22 protein-coding genes are annotated in these 18,168 nt (G+C 65.9%); 7 read left to right on the forward strand and 15 right to left on the reverse strand.

Translation table 11 applies throughout. The annotated features are described in order from the left end of the window. Positions 1-447 precede the first annotated feature (447 nt). The gene (locus DFR52_RS16230; protein ID WP_110033051.1) at positions 448-663 is read right to left on the reverse strand and encodes a tautomerase family protein; all 216 of its coding nucleotides are present in this window, start codon (positions 661-663) and stop codon (positions 448-450) included. A 130-nt stretch (positions 664-793) separates the two neighbouring features. Between DFR52_RS16230 and DFR52_RS16235 the strand changes: the two genes are divergently transcribed. Next, positions 794-1,546 carry a winged helix-turn-helix transcriptional regulator gene (locus tag DFR52_RS16235; RefSeq protein ID WP_245415374.1) on the forward strand — a complete coding sequence of 251 codons (753 nt, stop codon included), beginning with the start codon at positions 794-796 and terminating at the stop codon, positions 1,544-1,546. 442 nt (positions 1,547-1,988) lie between these two features. On the opposite strand, the gene DFR52_RS16240 is transcribed toward DFR52_RS16235, so the two are convergent. Genes DFR52_RS16240 through phnG form a run of 7 tightly spaced genes read right to left on the reverse strand, consistent with a single transcriptional unit; the run spans position 1,989 to position 7,270 of the window. Then, the gene (locus DFR52_RS16240; RefSeq protein WP_110033052.1) at positions 1,989-2,603 is read right to left on the reverse strand and encodes a DapH/DapD/GlmU-related protein; all 615 of its coding nucleotides are present in this window, start codon (positions 2,601-2,603) and stop codon (positions 1,989-1,991) included. Further along, positions 2,600-3,307 carry a phosphonate C-P lyase system protein PhnL gene (phnL, locus tag DFR52_RS16245; RefSeq protein ID WP_110033053.1) on the reverse strand — a complete coding sequence of 236 codons (708 nt, stop codon included), beginning with the start codon at positions 3,305-3,307 and terminating at the stop codon, positions 2,600-2,602. The genes DFR52_RS16240 and phnL overlap by 4 nt, the downstream gene beginning before the upstream one ends. A 2-nt stretch (positions 3,308-3,309) precedes the next feature. After that, positions 3,310-4,137 carry a phosphonate C-P lyase system protein PhnK gene (gene phnK, locus DFR52_RS16250; protein ID WP_110033054.1) on the reverse strand — a complete coding sequence of 276 codons (828 nt, stop codon included), beginning with the start codon at positions 4,135-4,137 and terminating at the stop codon, positions 3,310-3,312. Next, positions 4,134-5,042, reverse strand: coding sequence for an alpha-D-ribose 1-methylphosphonate 5-phosphate C-P-lyase PhnJ (locus tag DFR52_RS16255; RefSeq protein ID WP_110033055.1), 909 nt, complete (start codon positions 5,040-5,042; stop codon positions 4,134-4,136). The genes phnK and DFR52_RS16255 overlap by 4 nt, the downstream gene beginning before the upstream one ends. Beyond that, on the reverse strand, positions 5,039-6,163 hold the full coding sequence (locus DFR52_RS16260; protein WP_110033056.1) for a carbon-phosphorus lyase complex subunit: 1,125 nt from the start codon (positions 6,161-6,163) through the stop codon (positions 5,039-5,041). The genes DFR52_RS16255 and DFR52_RS16260 overlap by 4 nt, the downstream gene beginning before the upstream one ends. Before the next feature lies 1 nt (position 6,164). Beyond that, positions 6,165-6,773, reverse strand: coding sequence for a phosphonate C-P lyase system protein PhnH (gene phnH, locus DFR52_RS16265; RefSeq protein ID WP_110033057.1), 609 nt, complete (start codon positions 6,771-6,773; stop codon positions 6,165-6,167). Beyond that, positions 6,773-7,270: a phosphonate C-P lyase system protein PhnG gene (gene phnG / locus DFR52_RS16270; protein ID WP_425351212.1), complete on the reverse strand. Its 498-nt coding sequence runs from the start codon at positions 7,268-7,270 to the stop codon at positions 6,773-6,775. Before phnG ends, phnH begins: the two co-directional genes overlap by 1 nt. 139 nt (positions 7,271-7,409) lie before the next feature. Here phnG and phnF point away from each other — a divergent pair, with 139 nt between their 5' ends. After that, positions 7,410-8,153: a phosphonate metabolism transcriptional regulator PhnF gene (gene phnF, locus DFR52_RS16275; RefSeq protein ID WP_110033059.1), complete on the forward strand. Its 744-nt coding sequence runs from the start codon at positions 7,410-7,412 to the stop codon at positions 8,151-8,153. An 18-nt stretch (positions 8,154-8,171) separates the two neighbouring features. On the opposite strand, the gene DFR52_RS16280 is transcribed toward phnF, so the two are convergent. Beyond that, positions 8,172-9,755 (reverse strand): putative bifunctional diguanylate cyclase/phosphodiesterase, encoded by a 1,584-nt coding sequence (locus DFR52_RS16280; RefSeq protein ID WP_158284981.1) that lies wholly within the window; start codon positions 9,753-9,755, stop codon positions 8,172-8,174. 367 nt (positions 9,756-10,122) lie between these two features. Here DFR52_RS16280 and DFR52_RS16285 point away from each other — a divergent pair, with 367 nt between their 5' ends. The 3 genes from DFR52_RS16285 to DFR52_RS16295 are packed head-to-tail and all read left to right on the forward strand — an operon-like array spanning position 10,123 to position 12,901. Then, on the forward strand, positions 10,123-10,971 hold the full coding sequence (locus DFR52_RS16285) for a UDP-2,3-diacylglucosamine diphosphatase (protein ID WP_110033061.1): 849 nt from the start codon (positions 10,123-10,125) through the stop codon (positions 10,969-10,971). A gap of 42 nt (positions 10,972-11,013) precedes the next feature. After that, positions 11,014-12,246 (forward strand): BtaA family protein, encoded by a 1,233-nt coding sequence (locus tag DFR52_RS16290; protein WP_110033062.1) that lies wholly within the window; start codon positions 11,014-11,016, stop codon positions 12,244-12,246. A 1-nt stretch (position 12,247) separates the two neighbouring features. Further along, on the forward strand, positions 12,248-12,901 hold the full coding sequence (locus DFR52_RS16295; protein WP_110033063.1) for a class I SAM-dependent methyltransferase: 654 nt from the start codon (positions 12,248-12,250) through the stop codon (positions 12,899-12,901). Positions 12,902-12,934: 33 nt separating this feature from the next. Here DFR52_RS16295 and arsH read toward each other — a convergent pair whose 3' ends face one another. The 3 genes from arsH to DFR52_RS16310 form a co-directional block, all read right to left on the reverse strand. Next, positions 12,935-13,675, reverse strand: a complete 741-nt coding sequence (gene arsH / locus DFR52_RS16300; protein WP_110033064.1) for an arsenical resistance protein ArsH — start codon at positions 13,673-13,675, stop codon at positions 12,935-12,937. Further along, positions 13,672-14,079: an arsenate reductase (glutaredoxin) gene (gene arsC / locus DFR52_RS16305; RefSeq protein ID WP_110033065.1), complete on the reverse strand. Its 408-nt coding sequence runs from the start codon at positions 14,077-14,079 to the stop codon at positions 13,672-13,674. The genes arsH and arsC overlap by 4 nt, the downstream gene beginning before the upstream one ends. Positions 14,080-14,156: 77 nt before the next feature. Then, positions 14,157-14,657: an arsenate reductase ArsC gene (locus DFR52_RS16310; RefSeq protein ID WP_110033066.1), complete on the reverse strand. Its 501-nt coding sequence runs from the start codon at positions 14,655-14,657 to the stop codon at positions 14,157-14,159. A 302-nt stretch (positions 14,658-14,959) separates the two neighbouring features. On the opposite strand from DFR52_RS16310, the gene DFR52_RS16315 reads away from it, so the two are divergent. Then, complete coding sequence (locus DFR52_RS16315; protein ID WP_110033067.1) at positions 14,960-15,448, forward strand: hypothetical protein; 489 nt, start codon at positions 14,960-14,962, stop codon at positions 15,446-15,448. A 183-nt stretch (positions 15,449-15,631) separates the two neighbouring features. Beyond that, positions 15,632-15,928: an HdeA/HdeB family chaperone gene (locus tag DFR52_RS16320; RefSeq protein ID WP_110033068.1), complete on the forward strand. Its 297-nt coding sequence runs from the start codon at positions 15,632-15,634 to the stop codon at positions 15,926-15,928. 91 nt (positions 15,929-16,019) lie between these two features. Here DFR52_RS16320 and DFR52_RS16325 read toward each other — a convergent pair whose 3' ends face one another. Genes DFR52_RS16325 through modB form a run of 3 tightly spaced genes read right to left on the reverse strand, consistent with a single transcriptional unit; the run spans position 16,020 to position 18,168 of the window. Then, entirely contained in the window at positions 16,020-16,361 is a 342-nt protein-coding gene (locus DFR52_RS16325; RefSeq protein WP_110033421.1) for a winged helix-turn-helix domain-containing protein, read from the reverse strand. Beyond that, complete coding sequence (gene modC, locus DFR52_RS16330) at positions 16,361-17,464, reverse strand: molybdenum ABC transporter ATP-binding protein (RefSeq protein WP_110033069.1); 1,104 nt, start codon at positions 17,462-17,464, stop codon at positions 16,361-16,363. The genes DFR52_RS16325 and modC overlap by 1 nt, the downstream gene beginning before the upstream one ends. Then, entirely contained in the window at positions 17,461-18,168 is a 708-nt protein-coding gene (modB, locus tag DFR52_RS16335; protein WP_110033070.1) for a molybdate ABC transporter permease subunit, read from the reverse strand. The genes modC and modB overlap by 4 nt, the downstream gene beginning before the upstream one ends.

Here is an 18,168-nt window from a genome sequence, read left to right on the forward strand (position 1 = left end):
AAGGCTCAGAATGGGGTTGGCGACCAGTCCCCATAGAAGAGTCCCCAGGCTGCTGTGCAGCCGCACGCCCGCAGCACCACCGGCGGCGGTGAGACCGGTCCGTCGCAACTCACGGCCTAAGGCTCCGCCCGAGCCATGCGTGCGGCGCAATTGTCAGCCCGGATCAGGATTCTGCGGTCAAGGGGGAGGCGATCCCGTCGGGGGGGCGACCGCGGTGGCTGACTGCAGGTTCAACCTGGATTTCGTCAGTGTCGGCTTTGAATAGGTCTGTTTGATCATGCTCTTGCCTTGCAATTTCATGCCGCCGCTTTTCGCCCGGCGAAAGCAAGCTAGAAGGTTATGCGCCTGCAGGCAAGCAACATCCCGACGGCGGCTTGGCCGGAGCGGCGCACCGGGTCCGGTCAGGGCGTCGGCGGGCCGGGCAAAGGCTGCCCGGCCCGCCGGGCATCACTTGGACGCCATCGCCCGGATGTCGGCGGCACTCGGCGTGTTGCCGCCGATGCCCCACTGGCCGCTGCGGATCTCCTTGACGCGGACCCAGGTGACGCCGCGCATCGCCTCGCCTTCCACCTCCACCATGGCATTGGTGACCTTTTCGATCATCTGCGCCTTCTGGGCGGTGTCGAACACACCTTCAATCACTTCGATGTCGACCAACGGCATTTTGCTATCTCCTGTTTCAGACAGGTGCAGACTGGCCGATGCGGCCCATGCCGCGCCAGTTCAGAAACTGTAGGAAACCGCTACAGTTTCCGTACTGGACCGCCGTCGCGCGCCGTGAGACCCTCCGCCAATGCTTCAACTGACAGGTGCGATCATGTCGGAGACCGCCTACCCGCTGTTTTGCCCGGTCGCCATGGCGGCCGAGATCATCGAGCCGCGCTGGACCCTGCTGGTGCTGTGCGAATTGTGGTCCGGCTCGACGCGCTTCAACCAGATCCAGCGCGGCGTTCCCGGCATGTCCCCCGGCCTGCTCTCCAAGCGGCTGCGCGACATGGAGGCCAAGGGCCTGGTGATGAGAGTCGCCGGCCGCACCAAGGATTTTTCGGAATACCTCACCACGCCGCTGGCCGATGAACTTGAGCCCGTGGTGCGCCAGCTCGGAGAATGGGCGCATCGCAACATCCGCAGCGAGGTGTCGCTCGATCATCTCGACGCAAGGCTGCTGATGTGGAACATCCGCCGCAAGATCAACAGGCTCGAACTGCCGCAGCACGCCTGCGTGATCCAGTTCACCCTCAAGCACCCGCCGGGCGCGCCCGTCAGCTACTGGCTGGTCTTCAAGCCCGGCATCGAACCCGACCTCTGCTATGCCGACCAGGGGTTTCCCGTCGATCTCTTCATCATCAGCGAGTTGCGGGCGCTGACATCCGCCTGGATGGGTCACAGCAGCTTCGAGACCGAGATCGCGGCGGGACGGATCAGTCTCGTCGGCCACCAGATCATGGCGCGCAACCTCACCAAATGGCTCATCACCAGCAGCTATGCCGGGATCTGCGTGTCGGATGACGTCGGTTGTGCGTCGTCGCGGATCGCGGCCGAGTGATCGGTCCCGGGTGCCCGGCTACGAGATTAACATTTGGGAGGGCTCACCCGTGTTTGAAGGCGGGAGCCTGAATGAAGATGCTGAGCACGAAGGCCAAGCGGCGCGCGGCAACGCCTCCTCACCTGCAATTTCTAGCGCTTAACTGCATTAAGACGCTGAAATTGCTTCCTCTCCCACAGGGGAAATGTGGACATGCTGAAACCGCGGCCCGCACCGCCTCCCGCTTGAGGGGGGCCGGAGGACGGGCGAGACCCGTGGCTCGCCCAGGGAGAAGCGAGCGCAGCGAAGCTGATCCGGGTGGGGGTCGCGATGCAAACCGCGGGGGCGGAGTGTTCCGGTGGTCTCATAGCCCCACCCCAACCCCTCCCCTCAAGTGAGCTGACCCCGACCTGCAGAACTTGACGCACATGACCTGGAACCCACCGATGCGGGACGGCCGGCGTCAGGTCTCGTGGCGGTCGACGAATTCCTCAGCCGATAGCAGCCGGAAATCCTCGAGCGCCGCGTGGAGCTTTTCATGCTCCCAGTCCCACCAGCCGAGCGCATCCATGCGCGCGCCGAGGCCGTTCTCGAACCGAGGCCGGATCAGCCTTGCCGGCACGCCGCCGACGATCATGTAGGGATCGACATCGCGCGAGACCACGGCGCCTGCGCCGATGACGGCGCCATTGCCGACCTTGACGCCGGGCAGGACGGTGGCGCCATGGCCGATCCAGACGTCATGGCCGATGACGACACCGTTCTCGCGTCGCCAGGCGAAGAAATCCTCCTCGTGGCTGGCGCCCTCGAAATAGTCGCCCGCGCGGTAGGTGAAATGGTGCAGCGTCGCCCGCCAGACCGGATGGTTGGTGGCGTTGATGCGCACATGGCTGGCGATGTTGACGAACTTGCCGATCTTCGCCGCCCAGACCTCGCATTCGCGCATCATGTAGGAATAGTCGCCCAGTTCGGTCTCGCTCACGGTGCAGCGCTCGGCGATCTCGGTGTAGCGGCCGGCGGTCGAGGCCGTGACCACGGCGGTGGGATCGATCAGCGGGGTCTCGGACAGGCGGGTCATGCTGCCGTCCTCTCGGGAGCGAAGGCGGAGACGTCGATGATGCGGTCGGCCACGGCATCGCGCACCTCGCCGTCGTGGAAGATGCCGAGCAATGCCACGCCGGCGCGCTTCTTGGCGCGGATCAGCTCGATGACCACGTCGCGATTGGTGGCATCAAGCGACGCCGTGGGCTCGTCGAGCAGCAGCACCGGATGGTCGGTGATGAAGCCGCGGGCGATGTTGACCCGCTGCTGCTCGCCGCCGGAAAAGGTCGCCGGCGGCAGCGACCACAGCCGTTCGGGCAGGTTGAGCTGTTCGAACAGCGCGCCCGCCTGCCTGCGGGCCTCCTCGGCGGCCGTGCCGCGCATCACCAGCGGCTCTGCCGCCACGTCAAGCGCCGAGACCCGCGGCACCGCGCGCAGGAACTGGCTGACATAGCCGATCGTGTCGCGCCGCACCGCCAGCACCTGACGCGGGCCGGCGCTGGCGACATCGACAAACCTTTCATGGTGGCGGACCAGGATCTGGCCTGCATCGACGCCGTAATTGCCATATAGCATCTTCAGGATCGAGCTCTTGCCGACGCCGGACGGTCCGCCGAGCACGGCGCACTCCCCTTCCGACAGCGAGAAGCCGACATGGCGCACCACCGGCAGTTCGAGCCCGCCGCGCAGATGCATGACGAATCCCTTGGCGACTTCGGAGACAACGAGGATCGGGGACATGGTCACACCTGCAGGATCGAGGAGACGAGGAGCTGGGTATAGGGCGCGCGCGGGTCGTCGAGCACCCGGTCGGTGAGCCCGGATTCGATCACCCTGCCCTCCTTCATCACCAATATGCGGTCCGACAGGAGCCGCGCCACCGCCAGGTCGTGGGTGACGATGATCACCGAAAGGCCGAGATCGGAGACCAGCCCGCGCAGGAGATCGAGCAGCCGCGCCTGCACGGAGACGTCGAGGCCGCCCGTGGGCTCGTCCATGAACACCAGCCGCGGCTCGGTGACCAGGTTTCGGGCGATCTGCAGCCGCTGCCGCATGCCGCCGGAAAAGGCCCGCGGCTGGTCGTCGATCCGGTCGGCATCGATCTCGACCCGGCCCAGCCATTCGCTGGCCTCGGCGCGGATACTGCCGTAATGGCGCTGGCCGACCGCCATGAGCCGTTCGCCGACATTGGCCCCGGCCGAGACCGACATCCTCAGACCGTCGATCGGGTTCTGGTGCACGAAGCCCCAGTCGGTGCGCATCAGGTGCCGGCGCTCGGCCTCGCTCATCCGGAAGACGTCGCCCATCCGCCCATCGCGCATCTGGTAGCTCACCGTGCCGGTGGTCGGCGCCAGCCGGCTGGATATGCAGTTGAGCAGCGTCGTCTTGCCGGAGCCCGATTCGCCGACGATCGCAAGCACTTCGCCCGGCCAGACATCGAAGCTGACATCGATGCAGCCGATGCGGGCGCCATAGATCTTGCTGAGCCCGGAAACCGAGAGCAGCGGCCGTTCCGAAGCGGCGACGGCGGCAAAACCGGCATCACCTTCGATCAGGATCTCGTCGCTCATTTGGCTGTCTCCAGTGGATGCCCTGCCATTTCGCCGCGATGGCCCTGCGCCCGGCGGTCCTCGCAGTGATCGGTGTCTGAACAGACGAACATCCGTCCGCCGCTGTCATCGAGCACCACCTCGTCGAGATAGACATTCTCCGCCGCGCACAGCGCGCAGGGCCTGTCGAATGTCTGGATCTCGAAGGGATGGTCTTCGAAATCGAGGCTGACAACCTCGGTGAACGGCGGCACGGCGTAGATCCGCTTCTCGCGGCCCGCGCCGAACAGCTGCAGCGCCTCGGAGCGGTGCATCTTCGGATTGTCGAACTTCGGCGTCGGAGACGGGTCCATCACGTAGCGGCCCTCGACCATCACCGGATACGCGTAGGTGGTCGAGATCTCGCCGTGGCGGGCAATGTCCTCGTAGAGCTTGACATGCATGAGGCCATATTCCTCCAGCGCGTGCATCTTGCGCGTCTCGGTCTCGCGCGGCTCGAGGAACCGCAGCGGTTCTGGGATAGGCACCTGGTAGACCAGCACCTGCCCCGCCGACAGCTTCGTCTCGGGGATGCGGTGCCGGGTCTGGATGATGGTGGCCTCCATGGTCCGCGTGGTGGTGGCGACATTGGCGACCTTGGCGAAAAAGGCCCGGATCGACACCGCATTGGTGGTGTCGTCGGCGCCCTGGTCGATCACCTTGAGCACGTCCTCGGGCCCGATGATCGCCGCCGTCACCTGCACCCCTCCGGTTCCCCAGCCATAGGGCATCGGCATCTCGCGGGAGGCGAAGGGTACCTGGTAGCCGGGAATGGCGATCGCCTTGAGAATGGCGCGGCGGATCATCCGCTTGGTCTGCTCGTCGAGATAGGCGAAATTGTAACTGGCGATCGCCGGTGCGGCGTCGGTCGCGATCTGGGCGCTCATTCGGCGGCCTCCCTGCTGGCGTCGGTGGCTATGTCCTGGCGTCCCGTGGCCTGGGCAGCGGCGTGCTCGGCGCGCATGCGGCGCACCAGGTCCAGTTCGGCCTGGAAGTCGACATAGTGCGGCAGTTTCAGATGCTCGACGAAGCCGGTCGCCTGCACATTGTCGGAATGCGAGATGACGAACTCCTCGTCCTGCGCGGGCGCGGTGATGTCCTCGCCGAGTTCGGCGGCCCTCAGCGCCCGGTCGCACAGCGCCATCGCCATCGCCTTGCGCTCGGCCTGGCCGAAGACCAGGCCGTAGCCGGTCGTGAACTGCGGCGGCACCTTGGCCGATCCCTTGAACTGGTTGACCATCTGGCATTCGGTGAGCCGCACCCGGCCGATGCAGACGGCGAAGCCCAGTTCCGGCAGCACCATCTCGACCGCCACCTCGCCGATGCGGATCTCTCCCGCAAAGGGATGGCTGCGGGCATAGCCCCGCTGGGTCGAATAACCGAGCGCCAGCAGAAAGCCCTCGTCGCCGCGGGCCAGCGCCTGCAGCCGGGCGTCGCGGCCGAGCGGAAACTCCAGCGCTGTGCGGGTGATGTCGGCCACGTCGGAGTCTTCTTCGGAGGGCAGGTTCTCCTCGATCAGGCCATCGCCGGCAAGAATGTCGGAGACGCGCAGCGCCTTCTCGGATGGCGCCTCGCCTCGGACCGGCTCGGCCACCGGGTGGTCGCCCGCCAGCTCCGGATCGAGCAGGCGATGGGTGTAATCGAAGGTCGGCCCCAGCAGCTGGCCGCCGGGAAGATCCTTGAACACGGCCGAGACGCGGCGCTCGATCACCATGGCGCCGGTATCGACCGGTTCCGAATAGCCGAAGCGCGGCAGCGTCGTGCGGTAGGCGCGCAACAGGAAAACGGCTTCGATCAGATCGCCGCGCGACTGCTTGATGGCGAGAGCGGCAAGTTCGGGATCGTAAAGCGAGCCCTCGCCCATCACCCGGTCCACGCCCAGTGCCAGCTGGCCTGCAATCTGCTCCAGCGTCAGCGCCGGAACCGACGCGTCGCCCCGGCGGCGGCTTGCCAGCAATCTGTGGGCATTGGCGATGGCGGCTTCTCCGCCCTTGACGGCAACATACATGTCAGACCCCCGGCTGGTTGATGATGCGCGACGAGCGCGGCATGCAGGCAATGGCATCCGGGGCGGCGAAGATCAGGTCGATGCCGCGCGGAAACCGCGCCCGGTTGGCCGCCCATTGCGCGGTGAAGCCAGGCGGCAGCGGCTTGGGCGCAATGCCGATGCGGCCATCGATGCCCGGGCCTTCAAGCTCCATCAGGTCGCCACCCGTCAGAGCCTCCACGGCGATGATCAGCGTTGTTGAACGGTCGGGATACTCCTGAGTGCCGAGCGCGAAGGCGCCGAGATCGAGCAGTCTGCACGGGTCGGCAATGACGGCGAAGTCGGCTGCGGCCTTGTCACCGGTGACCGGCGCGCCGGCATGAAAGCCGAGCCACTCGCGGACCTCCGAATTCCTGGCCAGATCCGGAGTGAGCCAGACCGACGTGTCGGCATCGCACAGGCTCAGCAGGATCGCGCCGGCGGTCGAATTCAGTCCGGCAGGCGGGCTTGCCAGCGTCGTCACGGGGTGGACAGTGCCGGGCCGCGCCATGGCATCCATCAGAGTGCGGAACAGCCCCTGCGAACCGAGCACCGAATTGGCGAAACCGCCCTCGTAAGCCGCGTGGACCATCAGTCATCTCCCCGCACGAGGGTGAAGAAGTTCACCCGGGTCGCCGCCACCTCGGCGCCAAGCGCCGCGTCACGCGCGGCAGCCTCTGCTTCCAGCGGAGCGATCACTTCCTGTTCAATCCGATCGGTGAGCGCGGGGTCTTCGGCAAGAGCGTCGAGCGTTGCCGCGAGCTGGGCGCGGGCATTGTCGCGGCCGGTGATCATGGCATGCCCGACCGCCCCGCCGATGATCCGCACCGTCACCCGCGTCGCCGAGGCCTCGCCCACCTGGAACGGCTGGCCGGTGCCGCCGATCCGCCCGCGGAGCGCCACCAGTCCGTTTTCCGGACCGCGCAGGATTTCGATATCCGGATCCAGCCCGGTCTTGCGCCAGAGCGCCGCCATTCGCGGCAACGGAGCCTGTGCCAGCACCGAAAGGCGCCTTTGCCGCATCCGTGCAGCCGGAGAAAGCGCCTCCGGATGCCCGGGGCCGTGAAGTTCGGAGGAAGGCTGTTGCATGATCAATCCTATTTGTCTATTGTTCTAGACAACCGCATGTGTAAGTCCATATGTATCCGCCACGCATGACAAGGCTGTGACAGGGGATGTTCGATCATAAACCCGATGGCTTTCGCGCACCAGAGGATTTGATGGGCCGATGACAGTTCCCCTGCAGCGCCGCTCCGGCATCGCCCTATGGCGCCAGGTCGCCGACGGCATCCGCCAGACCCTGCTCCCGCATCTGACCCCGGGCGACCAGTTGCCGCCGGAAACCGCCCTTGCCGGCCGCTTCGGAGTCAACCGGCACACGGTTCGCGCCGCGGTCGCCGCCCTGGAGAAGGAGGGCATCCTGCGTGCCGAGCAGGGCCGGGGCACATTTCTCGCCAGCCGCAGGCGGCTGCGCTATCCGATCGGCCGGCGCACCCGGTTCTCGGAGGGTTTGGGCGATCAGACCCTGATCCGCCGTGGACGGCTTCTCGACGCCGGCGTCGAGCCTGCCGGACCCGATGTCGCTCGCGCCCTGTGCCTTGAAGCCGGCGCGCCGGTCGAGCGGCTGGAAACGGTGTCGAGCGCCGACGACGTGGCCGTGTCGCGGGCGATATCGTGGTTCGACGCCAAGCGCTTCGGCGGCATCGCGGCGCGCTACGGCGACACCGGATCGATAACCCGCGCCCTCGCCGCCTTCGGAGTCCCGGATTACACGCGAAAGACGACAATGATCACGGCGGTGCATGCCGAAGCCGACGACCTGCAACATCTGTCATTGTCGCCGGGCGCGATTATCCTGCTCACCCGCTCCATCAACATCGACCCCGATGCAATCCCGATCCAGTACGCTGAGACCCGCTTTGCCGCCGACCGCATGGAATTCCTGATCGGCGACGATGCCGGCATGCCCTGAAGCCTCCGGGCGGCGTGGTCAGGCGAGGAGACGTTCCGCCCCCGGCTCGGCGGCGATCATGGCCAGCGACATGGGCCCGGCCTCGAGGAATGCCGGCCTGCCGTAGTGATAGCCCTGGAAGCAGGTGCAGCCGGCGATGCCGGCCCGGATCCTGTCATCCTCGCTTTCGATTCCTTCCGCCACCACGGACTTGCCGAAGGTCCGCGCAATCTCGACGACCGCATTGACGAAGATGTCCGTCACTGCATCCTGGCCCAGGTTGCGGATGTAGCTCTTGTCGATCTTGATGGTGTCGTAGGGCAGATGCCTGAGCTGGTTGAACTCCGAATAGCCCATGCCGAAATCATCGAGGGCCACCTTGAAGCCGGCCGCGCGAATGGCAGTGATTGCGGCAATGATCTTCGCATTTGCCGTCAGCGAGGCGCTTTCGGTGATCTCGATCACGATTTGCGACGGATCGATGCCGTGCGTGGCCAGGATCGCCAGGTACTGGGCAAGCAGGTCCGGCAGCCGCAGTTGCTTGGCGGAAATATTGACATTGATCGGCACCGCCGGCAGCAGCGGCATGTCGCGGCAGACCATTTCGAGCACCATCAGCCCCAGATCGTGGATCAGGGAGGACTGCTCGGCGATCGGGATGAACACGTCCGGGGCGATCGTGCCGCGCAGCTGGTGCTGCCAGCGCAGCAAGGCCTCCATCGCCACCACCTCGCCCTTGCCATCGACGATGGGCTGGTAGGCAATGCGGAAATGTCCCAGCAGGATCGCCGCCCGCAGTTCGCGCTCCAGCGCCCGTTCGTTGCGGGCGTCCGTCAGCATCGTTTCATCGAAATAGGTCCAGCAGGCGCGGCCGTTCTTCTTTGAAAGATACATCGCCATGTCGGCCTTCGACATCAGCGTCGCGCAGGACTTGCCGTGCTCGGGCGCCAGCGCGATGCCGATCGACGCCGTGATGGCGAGCCGTCGCGGCCCCACGGCGAGGCCGGAGGCGAGAAGGGCCAGCAAGGTCTGGCATGCACTGTCCAGATAGGTGCGGGTCAGCGGATCGCTGTGCCGGAGGAACAGCGCGAACTCGTCGCCGCCGAGCCGTCCGATGGTTGCGCCGGGCAGCGCCTCGCGCACGGAGGCGGTGAAGAACTGCAGCACCTGGTCACCGAAACTGTGACCGTGTGTATCGTTGAACTGCTTGAAGTGATCAATGTCGAACACGAGCAGCGCCGCATGCCCGAAACGCCCCGCCTCCGACAATTCGGCCTTGAGCTTGCGAACGAAGTGATCGCGCATATAGGTCCCGGTCAGCGAATCCCGTTGCGACAGGGCTACCGCTTCCGTGTGCATCTTGCGCAGGGTGTCGATGCGCCGACTGAAGGCAAGCCAGATGCCGCCATAGGCTGCAAACGACGTGGCCAGCGCGATGCTTCCTGCCGGAAACAGCCACCCGTTGCCCTCGAGTCCCGGGCCGAATTTCCAGCGCACCGCCTCCAGGACGGCCGCCGTGGCGATGACCCCGAGGATCAGGGCCCCGAACAGAGCCTCGACCCCCGCCTTGCGCTTCCTGCGCACCTCGATGGCCTCGCGCTCGCGGCGGAGAGAGAAGCTCACGACCTCATCCCACGGGGCCGGGCGACCGCTGGCGGACGGGCGCCACCTTGTCGGGATACGCGGAAAACAGAGCCAGTGGCCATCTTGTTTGTTCCATAAATTCAGCGGTTTGCTTATTCTGCACACCAGACTTCCGGCCTGACGCTCCGGCCGAAACTTACCCATGCGGGTTAACCCCCGGTAAATATGACAGTTTGAAGCCGTATCATTTCGGCCGCCGGCCAGAACGGCCGGATCGAAGCCGATTGGGCGGTTCGTTGGGGCTCTCCGGACCCCTCCGGCAAGCCCCAAGAAGGCGACCGTCACAAAACTGAGAAGTGAATCGTGTTTAGGGTGTCCCATCGAATGACGTTGGGGCCGATGCGCGATGCTACAAGCCAAGACCTACCGCACCCTGTTCATCTCGGATGTGCATCTGGGCACGCCGGACTGCCAGGCGGAGATGCTGGTCGACTTCCTTCGCCAGCACGAGGCCGAGACCATCTATCTGGTCGGCGACATCATTGATTGCTGGCGCATGAAGCGCAAGGGCTTCTACTGGCCCCAGGCGCACAATGACGTGGTGCAGAAGCTGCTGCGCCAGGCGCGCAAGGGCAGCCGGGTGATCTACATTCCCGGCAATCACGACGAGATGATGCGCTCCTATCCCGGCATTCATTTCGGCGGCATCGAAGTGCTGGAACGCCACATGCATGTCACCGCCGACGGCACCAGGCTGCTCATCGTCCACGGCGACGAGTTCGACATGGTCGTCCTCAACCACCGCTGGATCGCCCAGTTGGGTGACATTGCCTACGGCCTCTCGATGTGGGGCAACAAGTGGTACAACCGCTCCCGCAAGCTCTTCGGCCTGCGCTACTGGTCGTTTTCGCGCTGGGCCAAGATGAAGGTCAAGCGCGCCGTCAGCTTCATCTCCGATTTCGAGGAGGTGCTCGCCGACGAGGCCCGCAAGGCCGGAGCCGATGGCGTGGTCTGCGGCCACATCCACCATGCCGCCAACGATATCCGCAACGGCATCCGCTACATCAACACAGGCGACTGGGTGGAGAGTTGCACGGCCGTGGTCGAGCATTTCGACGGGCGCATCGAGGTCATCGACTGGTCGCACCTGCTCGCCGAGCGCGCCCGCCTGCCCCGCGCCCTGGTCCTGCCGGTCGGCGCCGATGCCGATGCGGAGACGCCGGCCTATGCCGACGTGCACGGCAATGCAGCCTGACCGGTCCCATCAACCCGAATGCCTCCCCGAGGAGTCTCTGCCATGACGCTGATCGAACCCGCAGGCGTTGGCGCCCGCATCAACCGCGCCGTGGTCCGGTCGAGGGCCATGTCCAGGGCCGGCCTGCTGGAACGCACCTTTTCCGCCGCCTTTCGCGGCCTGGTCTATCCGCAGATCTGGGAGGATCCGCTCATCGACATGGAAGCGCTGGCACTCACCCCCGGCGACCATGTCGTGGCCATCGCCTCGGGCTCCTGCAACGTGCTCTCCTATCTCACCGCCAGCCCGGCCTCCGTCACCGCGGTTGACCTGTCCCCGGCCCATGTCGCGCTCGGCCGCCTGAAGGTTGCCGCAGCCCGGCATCTGCCCGATCACACCTCGCTTGCCAATTTTCTTCGCCACGCCGACCTGAAATCCAACATCCGCCTCTACGAACGGCACATCCGCCCGCATCTCGACACCCAGACGCGGGCCTATTGGGACGGGCGCGAGGATTTCGGCCGCCGCCGCATCACCCGCTTCGCGCGCGGCTTCTACCGCACCGGCCTGCTCGGCCGCTTCATCGGCACGGCCCATATCCTGGGCAGGATCTACGGGGTCAATCCGCGACAGCTGCTGTCGGCCACGTCGCTGGCCGAGCAACGGCAGTTCTTCGACACCCGCATCGCCCCGGTCTTTGACAGCCGCAGCTTCCGGGCGCTCACCAGTCTGCGCGCCTCGCTGTTCGGCCTCGGCATCCCGCCCGCCCAGTACGAAGCCCTGGCCGGTGGCCATGCCGGCGGCGTCGCCGAGGCGCTCAAGCAGCGCACCGAAAAGCTGGTCTGCGATTTCCCGATCAGGGAGAACTACTTCGCCTGGCAGGCCTTCGGTCGCGGCTATGGTCCCGGCGAGGACGCCAGCCTGCCGCCCTATCTCGAACGCCGCAATTTCGAATTGGTGCGGCGCAATGCCGACCGCCTGGCCATCGTCAACGAAAGCGTAACCGACCTGCTTGCCCGCCGCGCCGACGGCTCGATCCACGCCTTCGTGCTGCTCGACGCCCAGGACTGGATGACGACACGGCAGATCTCCGAACTCTGGGGCGAGATCACCCGCACCGCCGCGCCCGGCGCCCGTGTCATCTACCGCACCGCCGCCGCGGACTCGCCGCTCCCCGGACGGGTGCCCGATGCCATTCTGGACCAATGGGACTACCTCGAAAGCCGGAGCATGAACCTTGGTGCCCGCGACCGCTCGGCGATCTATGGCGGCTTTCACCTGCATGTGAAACGCTGAGATGGCGATCGCGCCCGCCAACGGCTCGCTGATGGATGGCATCTATCGCCACCAGCGCCACATCTACGACTTCACGCGCCGCTACTACCTGCTCGGACGCGACCGGCTGATCGCAGACCTCAGACCGTCCCCAGGCGGCACCGTGCTCGAAATCGGCTGCGGAACCGCGCGCAATCTGATTGCGGCCGCCAGGCTCTATCCCGAGGCGCGGCTTTTCGGCATCGACATCTCCAGCGAAATGCTCAGGTCGGCGCGGCACATGGTGGAGCGGAACGGGCTCGACAGACGGATCATGCTCGCAAGGGGCGACGCCACCGGTTTCGATGCCGGCGACCTGTTCGGGGTCGAGGGCTTCGACCGCATCTTGTTCTCCTACAGCCTGTCGATGATTCCGGGCTGGACGGCCGCGCTTTCCTGCGCCATCGCCAAGCTCGCTCCTGGCGGTCAGCTTCACATTGTCGATTTCGGCGACCAGCGCGGCCTGCCCGTCTGGTTCCGCCGCGCCCTCAAGGCGTGGCTTGCCCGTTTCCACGTGACGCCGAGGCTCGACCTGGATGCCGAACTCGAGCGGCTGGCGATTGCTCATGGCGGCCTCACCCGCAGTCGCAGGCTTTACCGCGACTATGCGGTTCTGGCCGTCTGGCAAAAGGATTGAGACCGCAGACCGGCTTGCGGCGGGGACGCCCGGTCAGATGGCGCGCTGGTTGACCCGCCGCGACACTGCTTCGGCCGTCTCGACGCGCTCGGAATAGCGATCGACCAGATAGTCCGACCGCCCGCGCACCATCAGCGTGAACTTGCAGAGTTCCTCCATCACATCGACGATTCGATTGTAGTAGGGCGACGGCTTCATGCGGCCATTGTCCTCGAACTCGGCGAAGGCCTTGGGAACAGAGGACTGATTGGGGATGGTCACCATCCGCATCCAGCGGCCCAGAATGCGCATCTGGTTGACGGCGTTGAAGCTCTGCGACCCGCCGGAGACCTGGCAGACCGCCAGCGTCTTGCCCTGGGTCGGGCGCACTCCGCCCAGCGAGAGCGGCAGCCAGTCAATCTGCGCCTTCATCACCCCGGTCATGGCCCCGTGCCGCTCCGGCGAGCACCAGACCATGCCCTCCGACCAGACCGCGAGTTCGCGCAGCTCGACCACCTTCGGGTGGCTGGGCAGGGCGGAGTCGGGCAGCGGCAGATCATGCGGATCGAAGAAACGCACCTCCGCGCCGAGCGCGCGAAGCACCCGCGCACCCTCCTCCGCCGCCAGCCGGGAATAGGACCGCTCGCGCAGCGAGCCGTACAGCACCAAAATGCGCGGCGCGTGTCCCGGATCGCCCGGCGCGACAAGCGCACCGGCGTCGAGCTGACGCAGCTGTCCGGCTTCGATGTTGGGCAGATCCGCCACATCGAGCGGGTCGATCTCGCGATGGGTCATGCCGTTGACCCAACGATCTCGCCGTCTTCCTTGGTGAAGGTGCCGAAGTCGGCATTGTCCAGAAGATCGAGAACCAGCTCGGACGGGCGGCACAGCCGCACGCCTTTAGGCGAAGCCACGATCGGGCGGTTGACCAGCACCGGCTCGGCGATCATCGCGTCCAGGATCGCCTCGTCGTCGACGGCCGGATCCGTCAGTCCCATGGCTTCCGCCGGAGTCTTCGACACACGCAGCGCCTGACGCGGCGTCAGGCCGGCGGCGGCGAACAGCGCCTGCAGTTGCGGCCTGGTCCAGCCGGTCTGGAGATAGTCGATGACGATCGGCTCGATGCCCGAGGCGCGGATCATCGCCAGCGTGTTGCGCGATGTGCCGCAGTCAGGGTTGTGGTGGATAACGATGGTCATGCTGGTCCTCTGTCTGAGCGGGTTCGTCGCCGAGCGCAATTCCGGCCGCTCGGATCAGCGACCGTGCAGGCCCGCGGTCAGTCGGCGCTCCGTCCGATCTCGTCGAGCCGCTTCTGCAGGCTCAGCTGATCGATGCTCGACATCGGCAGGTTGACGAAAATCGAGATGCGGCTGTTGAGCATGCGGAATGCGTCGGCAAATGCAAGTCGCCGTTCCGCCTCGGTGCCGGTGGCCGCCGCCGGGTCGGGCACGCCCCAGTGCGCCGTCATCGGCTGGCCCGGCCACGCCGGGCAGGCTTCGCCCGCCGCATCGTCGCAGACCGTGAAGACGAAATCGAGCTTCGGCGCGTCCGGTGCGGCAAATTCGGACCAGTCCTTCGACCGGGCGAAGCCGGAGTCGAAGCCGTTGCGGCTCAGAAGATCCAGGGTGTAGGGATGAACTTCGCCCTTGGGGCGCGACCCTGCCGAAAAGGCGCGGAAGCGGCCGCCTCCGGCCCGGTTCATGATGGCCTCGGCGATGATCGAGCGAGCCGAATTGCCGGTGCACAGAAACAACACATTGTAGGATCTGTCCGCCATATGATCTCTCCGGTTGATACCAGCCCGTATTGGGCCCCACGGCAATTTATATCTATGTTTCTTGAATAGTAGATGAATTACGATTGTCAAGCGCTGAGGGAATGTAAGGCTCTCTCACTCGTTCGGTTGCCGTCTCCGCGCCACTCAGCAGGGGTCCGGTTCTCGTGCATTAACCTTTTTGGAACCCGATGCCCGTCCGCGCGTTGATGCAGCGAACCCGAAGTGAATGTCGGCGGTGTGACAGATTGCACAGCCGGACACGAAGAGCGGGGATACCGTTGCAATCAAGGAGGCGGTGACACATGAACTCGATCACCGACACGAACATGACCAAGACAGCAACCACGATTTCCAGATCCCTGATCGCGGCAGCCTTCGCGATCACCGCATTCACGGCCACCACCCAGGCAGCTCGCGCCTTCCAGATTGGCGCTGAAGCTCCGGCCACCGAACAGACGGTGCTGGCCTATGCCGAACCGATGAACGAGCGTTTCGGCCCCACCGTCCAGTCCGATGAAGAAGAAGTCGACCACGAGCTCAACGATGCATGGCTCGGCATGACCGCCCTGTCCGCCGAAGGCGAAGTTCTGGGCTATGTGTCCGATGCGATCGTCAACAGTTTTGGCGAAGTCACCGACCTGGTGATCTCGCCGGACATGGAGACGGAAGGCCGGGTCTTTGTCCCTGCCCGTCTTGCAGTCCTCGGCGACGAGGCCGTCCAGCTGTCGCTGACCAACAATGATCTGGCAGCGCTCGAGACCGCCACGACCGTTGCCATGGCCAACTACTGATCGCCTGCCACACCAGTTTCGCGCGTTCCTCCAGTCCGCGCACACGTACCGGCCGGTCCCTTGCAAGAGGGATCGGCCGGATCGTTTTCGGACGGAGAGCAGTGCCGATGGATTGCGTGCCGCACGCCGTCCCACTAGGATCGCCCCGAACGCGCCATCCGGCCGGTTCTCCAGGAGACTCAGATGATGAGGTTTTTATCCGGCGCGGCCTTGGCCGCCTCCCTCGTCGTGGCAGCCCCGGTCGTCCGGGCCGACACGATCGACATGTCCACCGTCACCTGCGAGCAGATGGAAAGCATGGATGCGGACACCATCGCCTGGTATCTCGTCTGGCTCGATGGCTGGCTGGCCGGCCAGGCGGACGAAACCACCCTCGACGTCGACCAGTTGGGCGCGCAGATCGACGGCATTGCAGCCAAGTGTGCGGAAAATCCCTCGCTGAGCGTCATCAACGCCGCCAAGGCCTATCTCAACGAATAGGCCGGATGTCGCCCGACATGTGCAGCGGCTGCTGGATGACGACATGCGGGATGAAAAAGCAGTTCCGATCGCGTGACTCACCCGACAGGAACTAGCCGGCCAGGATCTCGTCCTGCAGCGCCGCCAGATGCGGTTCGGCGGCGGCATTGGCCGCCCGTTCGATGGCGCGATAGCGGCTGACCAGAGCCAGTCCAGCCTGGGTCAGCTCCGCGCCGCCGCCGCGTCCGCCGCCGGGCCGGGTCGCCACCATCGGCTTGCCGAACATCCGGTTGAGCTCCTCGACCAGGTCCCAGGCGCGCTTGTAGGACATCGGCATGGCGCGCGCGGCGGCCGAGATCGAGCCGTGGGTGGCGATCTGCTCGAGCAGCGCGATCTTGCCGGGACCCACACGCCCTGACGGATCGAGATCGACCCTAAGGCTCAGCATCGCCATCATGTCACCTCCGGATTGTGTGGGGGATGGGGGCTGTCGAGACTGACCGTCTTGACCACCGCGTGGACGGCGCAGCCGCGAGCCAGTTCCAATCCCTCGGCGGACTGCCGGGTGATGCGGGCAATCACCCTGCTGCCGGCGCAGTCGACATGCACCTCGACGAAGGCCCGGCCGCTCTCCACGATGGCAGCAATCTTGCCATCGAGCACGTTGAGCGCGCTCAGTCCGTGCGGCCGCCCCGTGGCGATCATCACGTCGCGGGCCCGGATCCGCACCCGCAACCGCCGCCCGGCCGGGCCGCAGTCGCCGGGCATGTGGATGCGTCCGGCCGCCGCCTCGAGCACCGACATGTCGAAGCGCGGATCATAGCTTGTCACCTGCATCTCCAACACGGCCCCTCCCTCCGAGCGCATCTCCTCGGGCATGAGATCGAGCCGCCCCAGCACGTCGGCCACCGTTCCGGAGGTGGCCACCTTCCCGTCCGACAGCACGACCATGTCGCTGGCAAGCCGCGCCACTTCTGCCACCGAATGACTAACCAGCACGATCGGGATGTCTCCTTCGTCCCGCAACCGCTCGATATAGGGCAGGATCTCCGCCTTCCGGGCCTCGTCGAGCGACGCCAGCGGTTCGTCGAGCAGCAGCAGTCGCGGCCCCGCCATCAGCGCCCGGCCGATGGCGACGCGCTGCTTCTCGCCGCCCGACAACGCCGATGGACCGCGGTCAAGCAAGTGGCCGATGCCGAGCAGCTCGACGACCCGCGCCATCGCCTTCGGGTCACGGGCCTGGCCGGAAAACCGTCGTCCATAGTCCAGATTGTTGATGACGCTCAGATGCGGGAACAGCCGCGCCTCCTGGAACACGCAGCCGATGCGGCGCCGGTGTGGCGGCACGAAGATGCCGCGGCCGGTATCGACCAGTGTCCGCCCGCCGACCTCGATCACCCCGTCGTCGGGGCGGGAAAGCCCGGCAAGCAGCGCGATCAGCGACGACTTGCCGGAGCCGGAGACACCGAACAACGCCGTCAGCCGTCCGCTGCCGGAAAACCGCGCATCGAGATGAAAGTCTCCCAGCCTCTGGCGCAGGTCGAAGCTCAGCATCAGCGCCCCTCGATCCGGCTCGACAGCCGCCGCGCCAGCACTTCGGAGGCAATCAGCGCCGCAAACGCGATGGCGATCGCCACCAGCGTGAGGCGCAGCGCCCCGGTCTCGCCGCCGGGCACCTGGATGAAGCTGTAGATCGCCGAGGGCAGTGTCTGCGTCTCGCCGGGAATGTTGGAGACGAAGGTGATGGTGGCGCCGAACTCGCCCATCGCCTTGGCAAAGCCGAGGATCATGCCGGCAAGGACGCCCGGGAGGCTGAGCGGCAGCGTGACCGTCAGGAACACGATGAGCGGCCTGGCTCCGAGCGTCGAGGCCGCGGCCTCAAGCCGGGTGTCAACCGCCTCCATCGACAGCCGGATCGCCCGCACCATCAGCGGAAATCCCATCACCGCAGCGGCCAGCGCCGCCCCCGTCCATCGAAAGGAGAAGACAAGGCCGAACGTCTCTTCGAGGACCGCGCCGATCGGTCCGCGACGCCCGAAACTCAGCAGCAGCAGATAGCCGGTGACCACCGGCGGCAGGATCAGCGGCAGGTGGACGAGCCCGTTGACCAGCGACTTGCCCCAGAACTCCCGCCGCGCCAGCAGCCAGGCGATGGCGACGCCGAACGGCAGGCTGGCGAGCGTGCCGACGCTAGCCACCTTGAGCGACAGCGCCACGGCCGTCCATTCCTCCGGCGACAGGGTGAGCCAGCCTGTCTCCAC

Source organism: Hoeflea marina (genome assembly GCF_003182275.1).
In the GTDB taxonomy this organism is placed as follows: domain Bacteria; phylum Pseudomonadota; class Alphaproteobacteria; order Rhizobiales; family Rhizobiaceae; genus Hoeflea; species Hoeflea marina.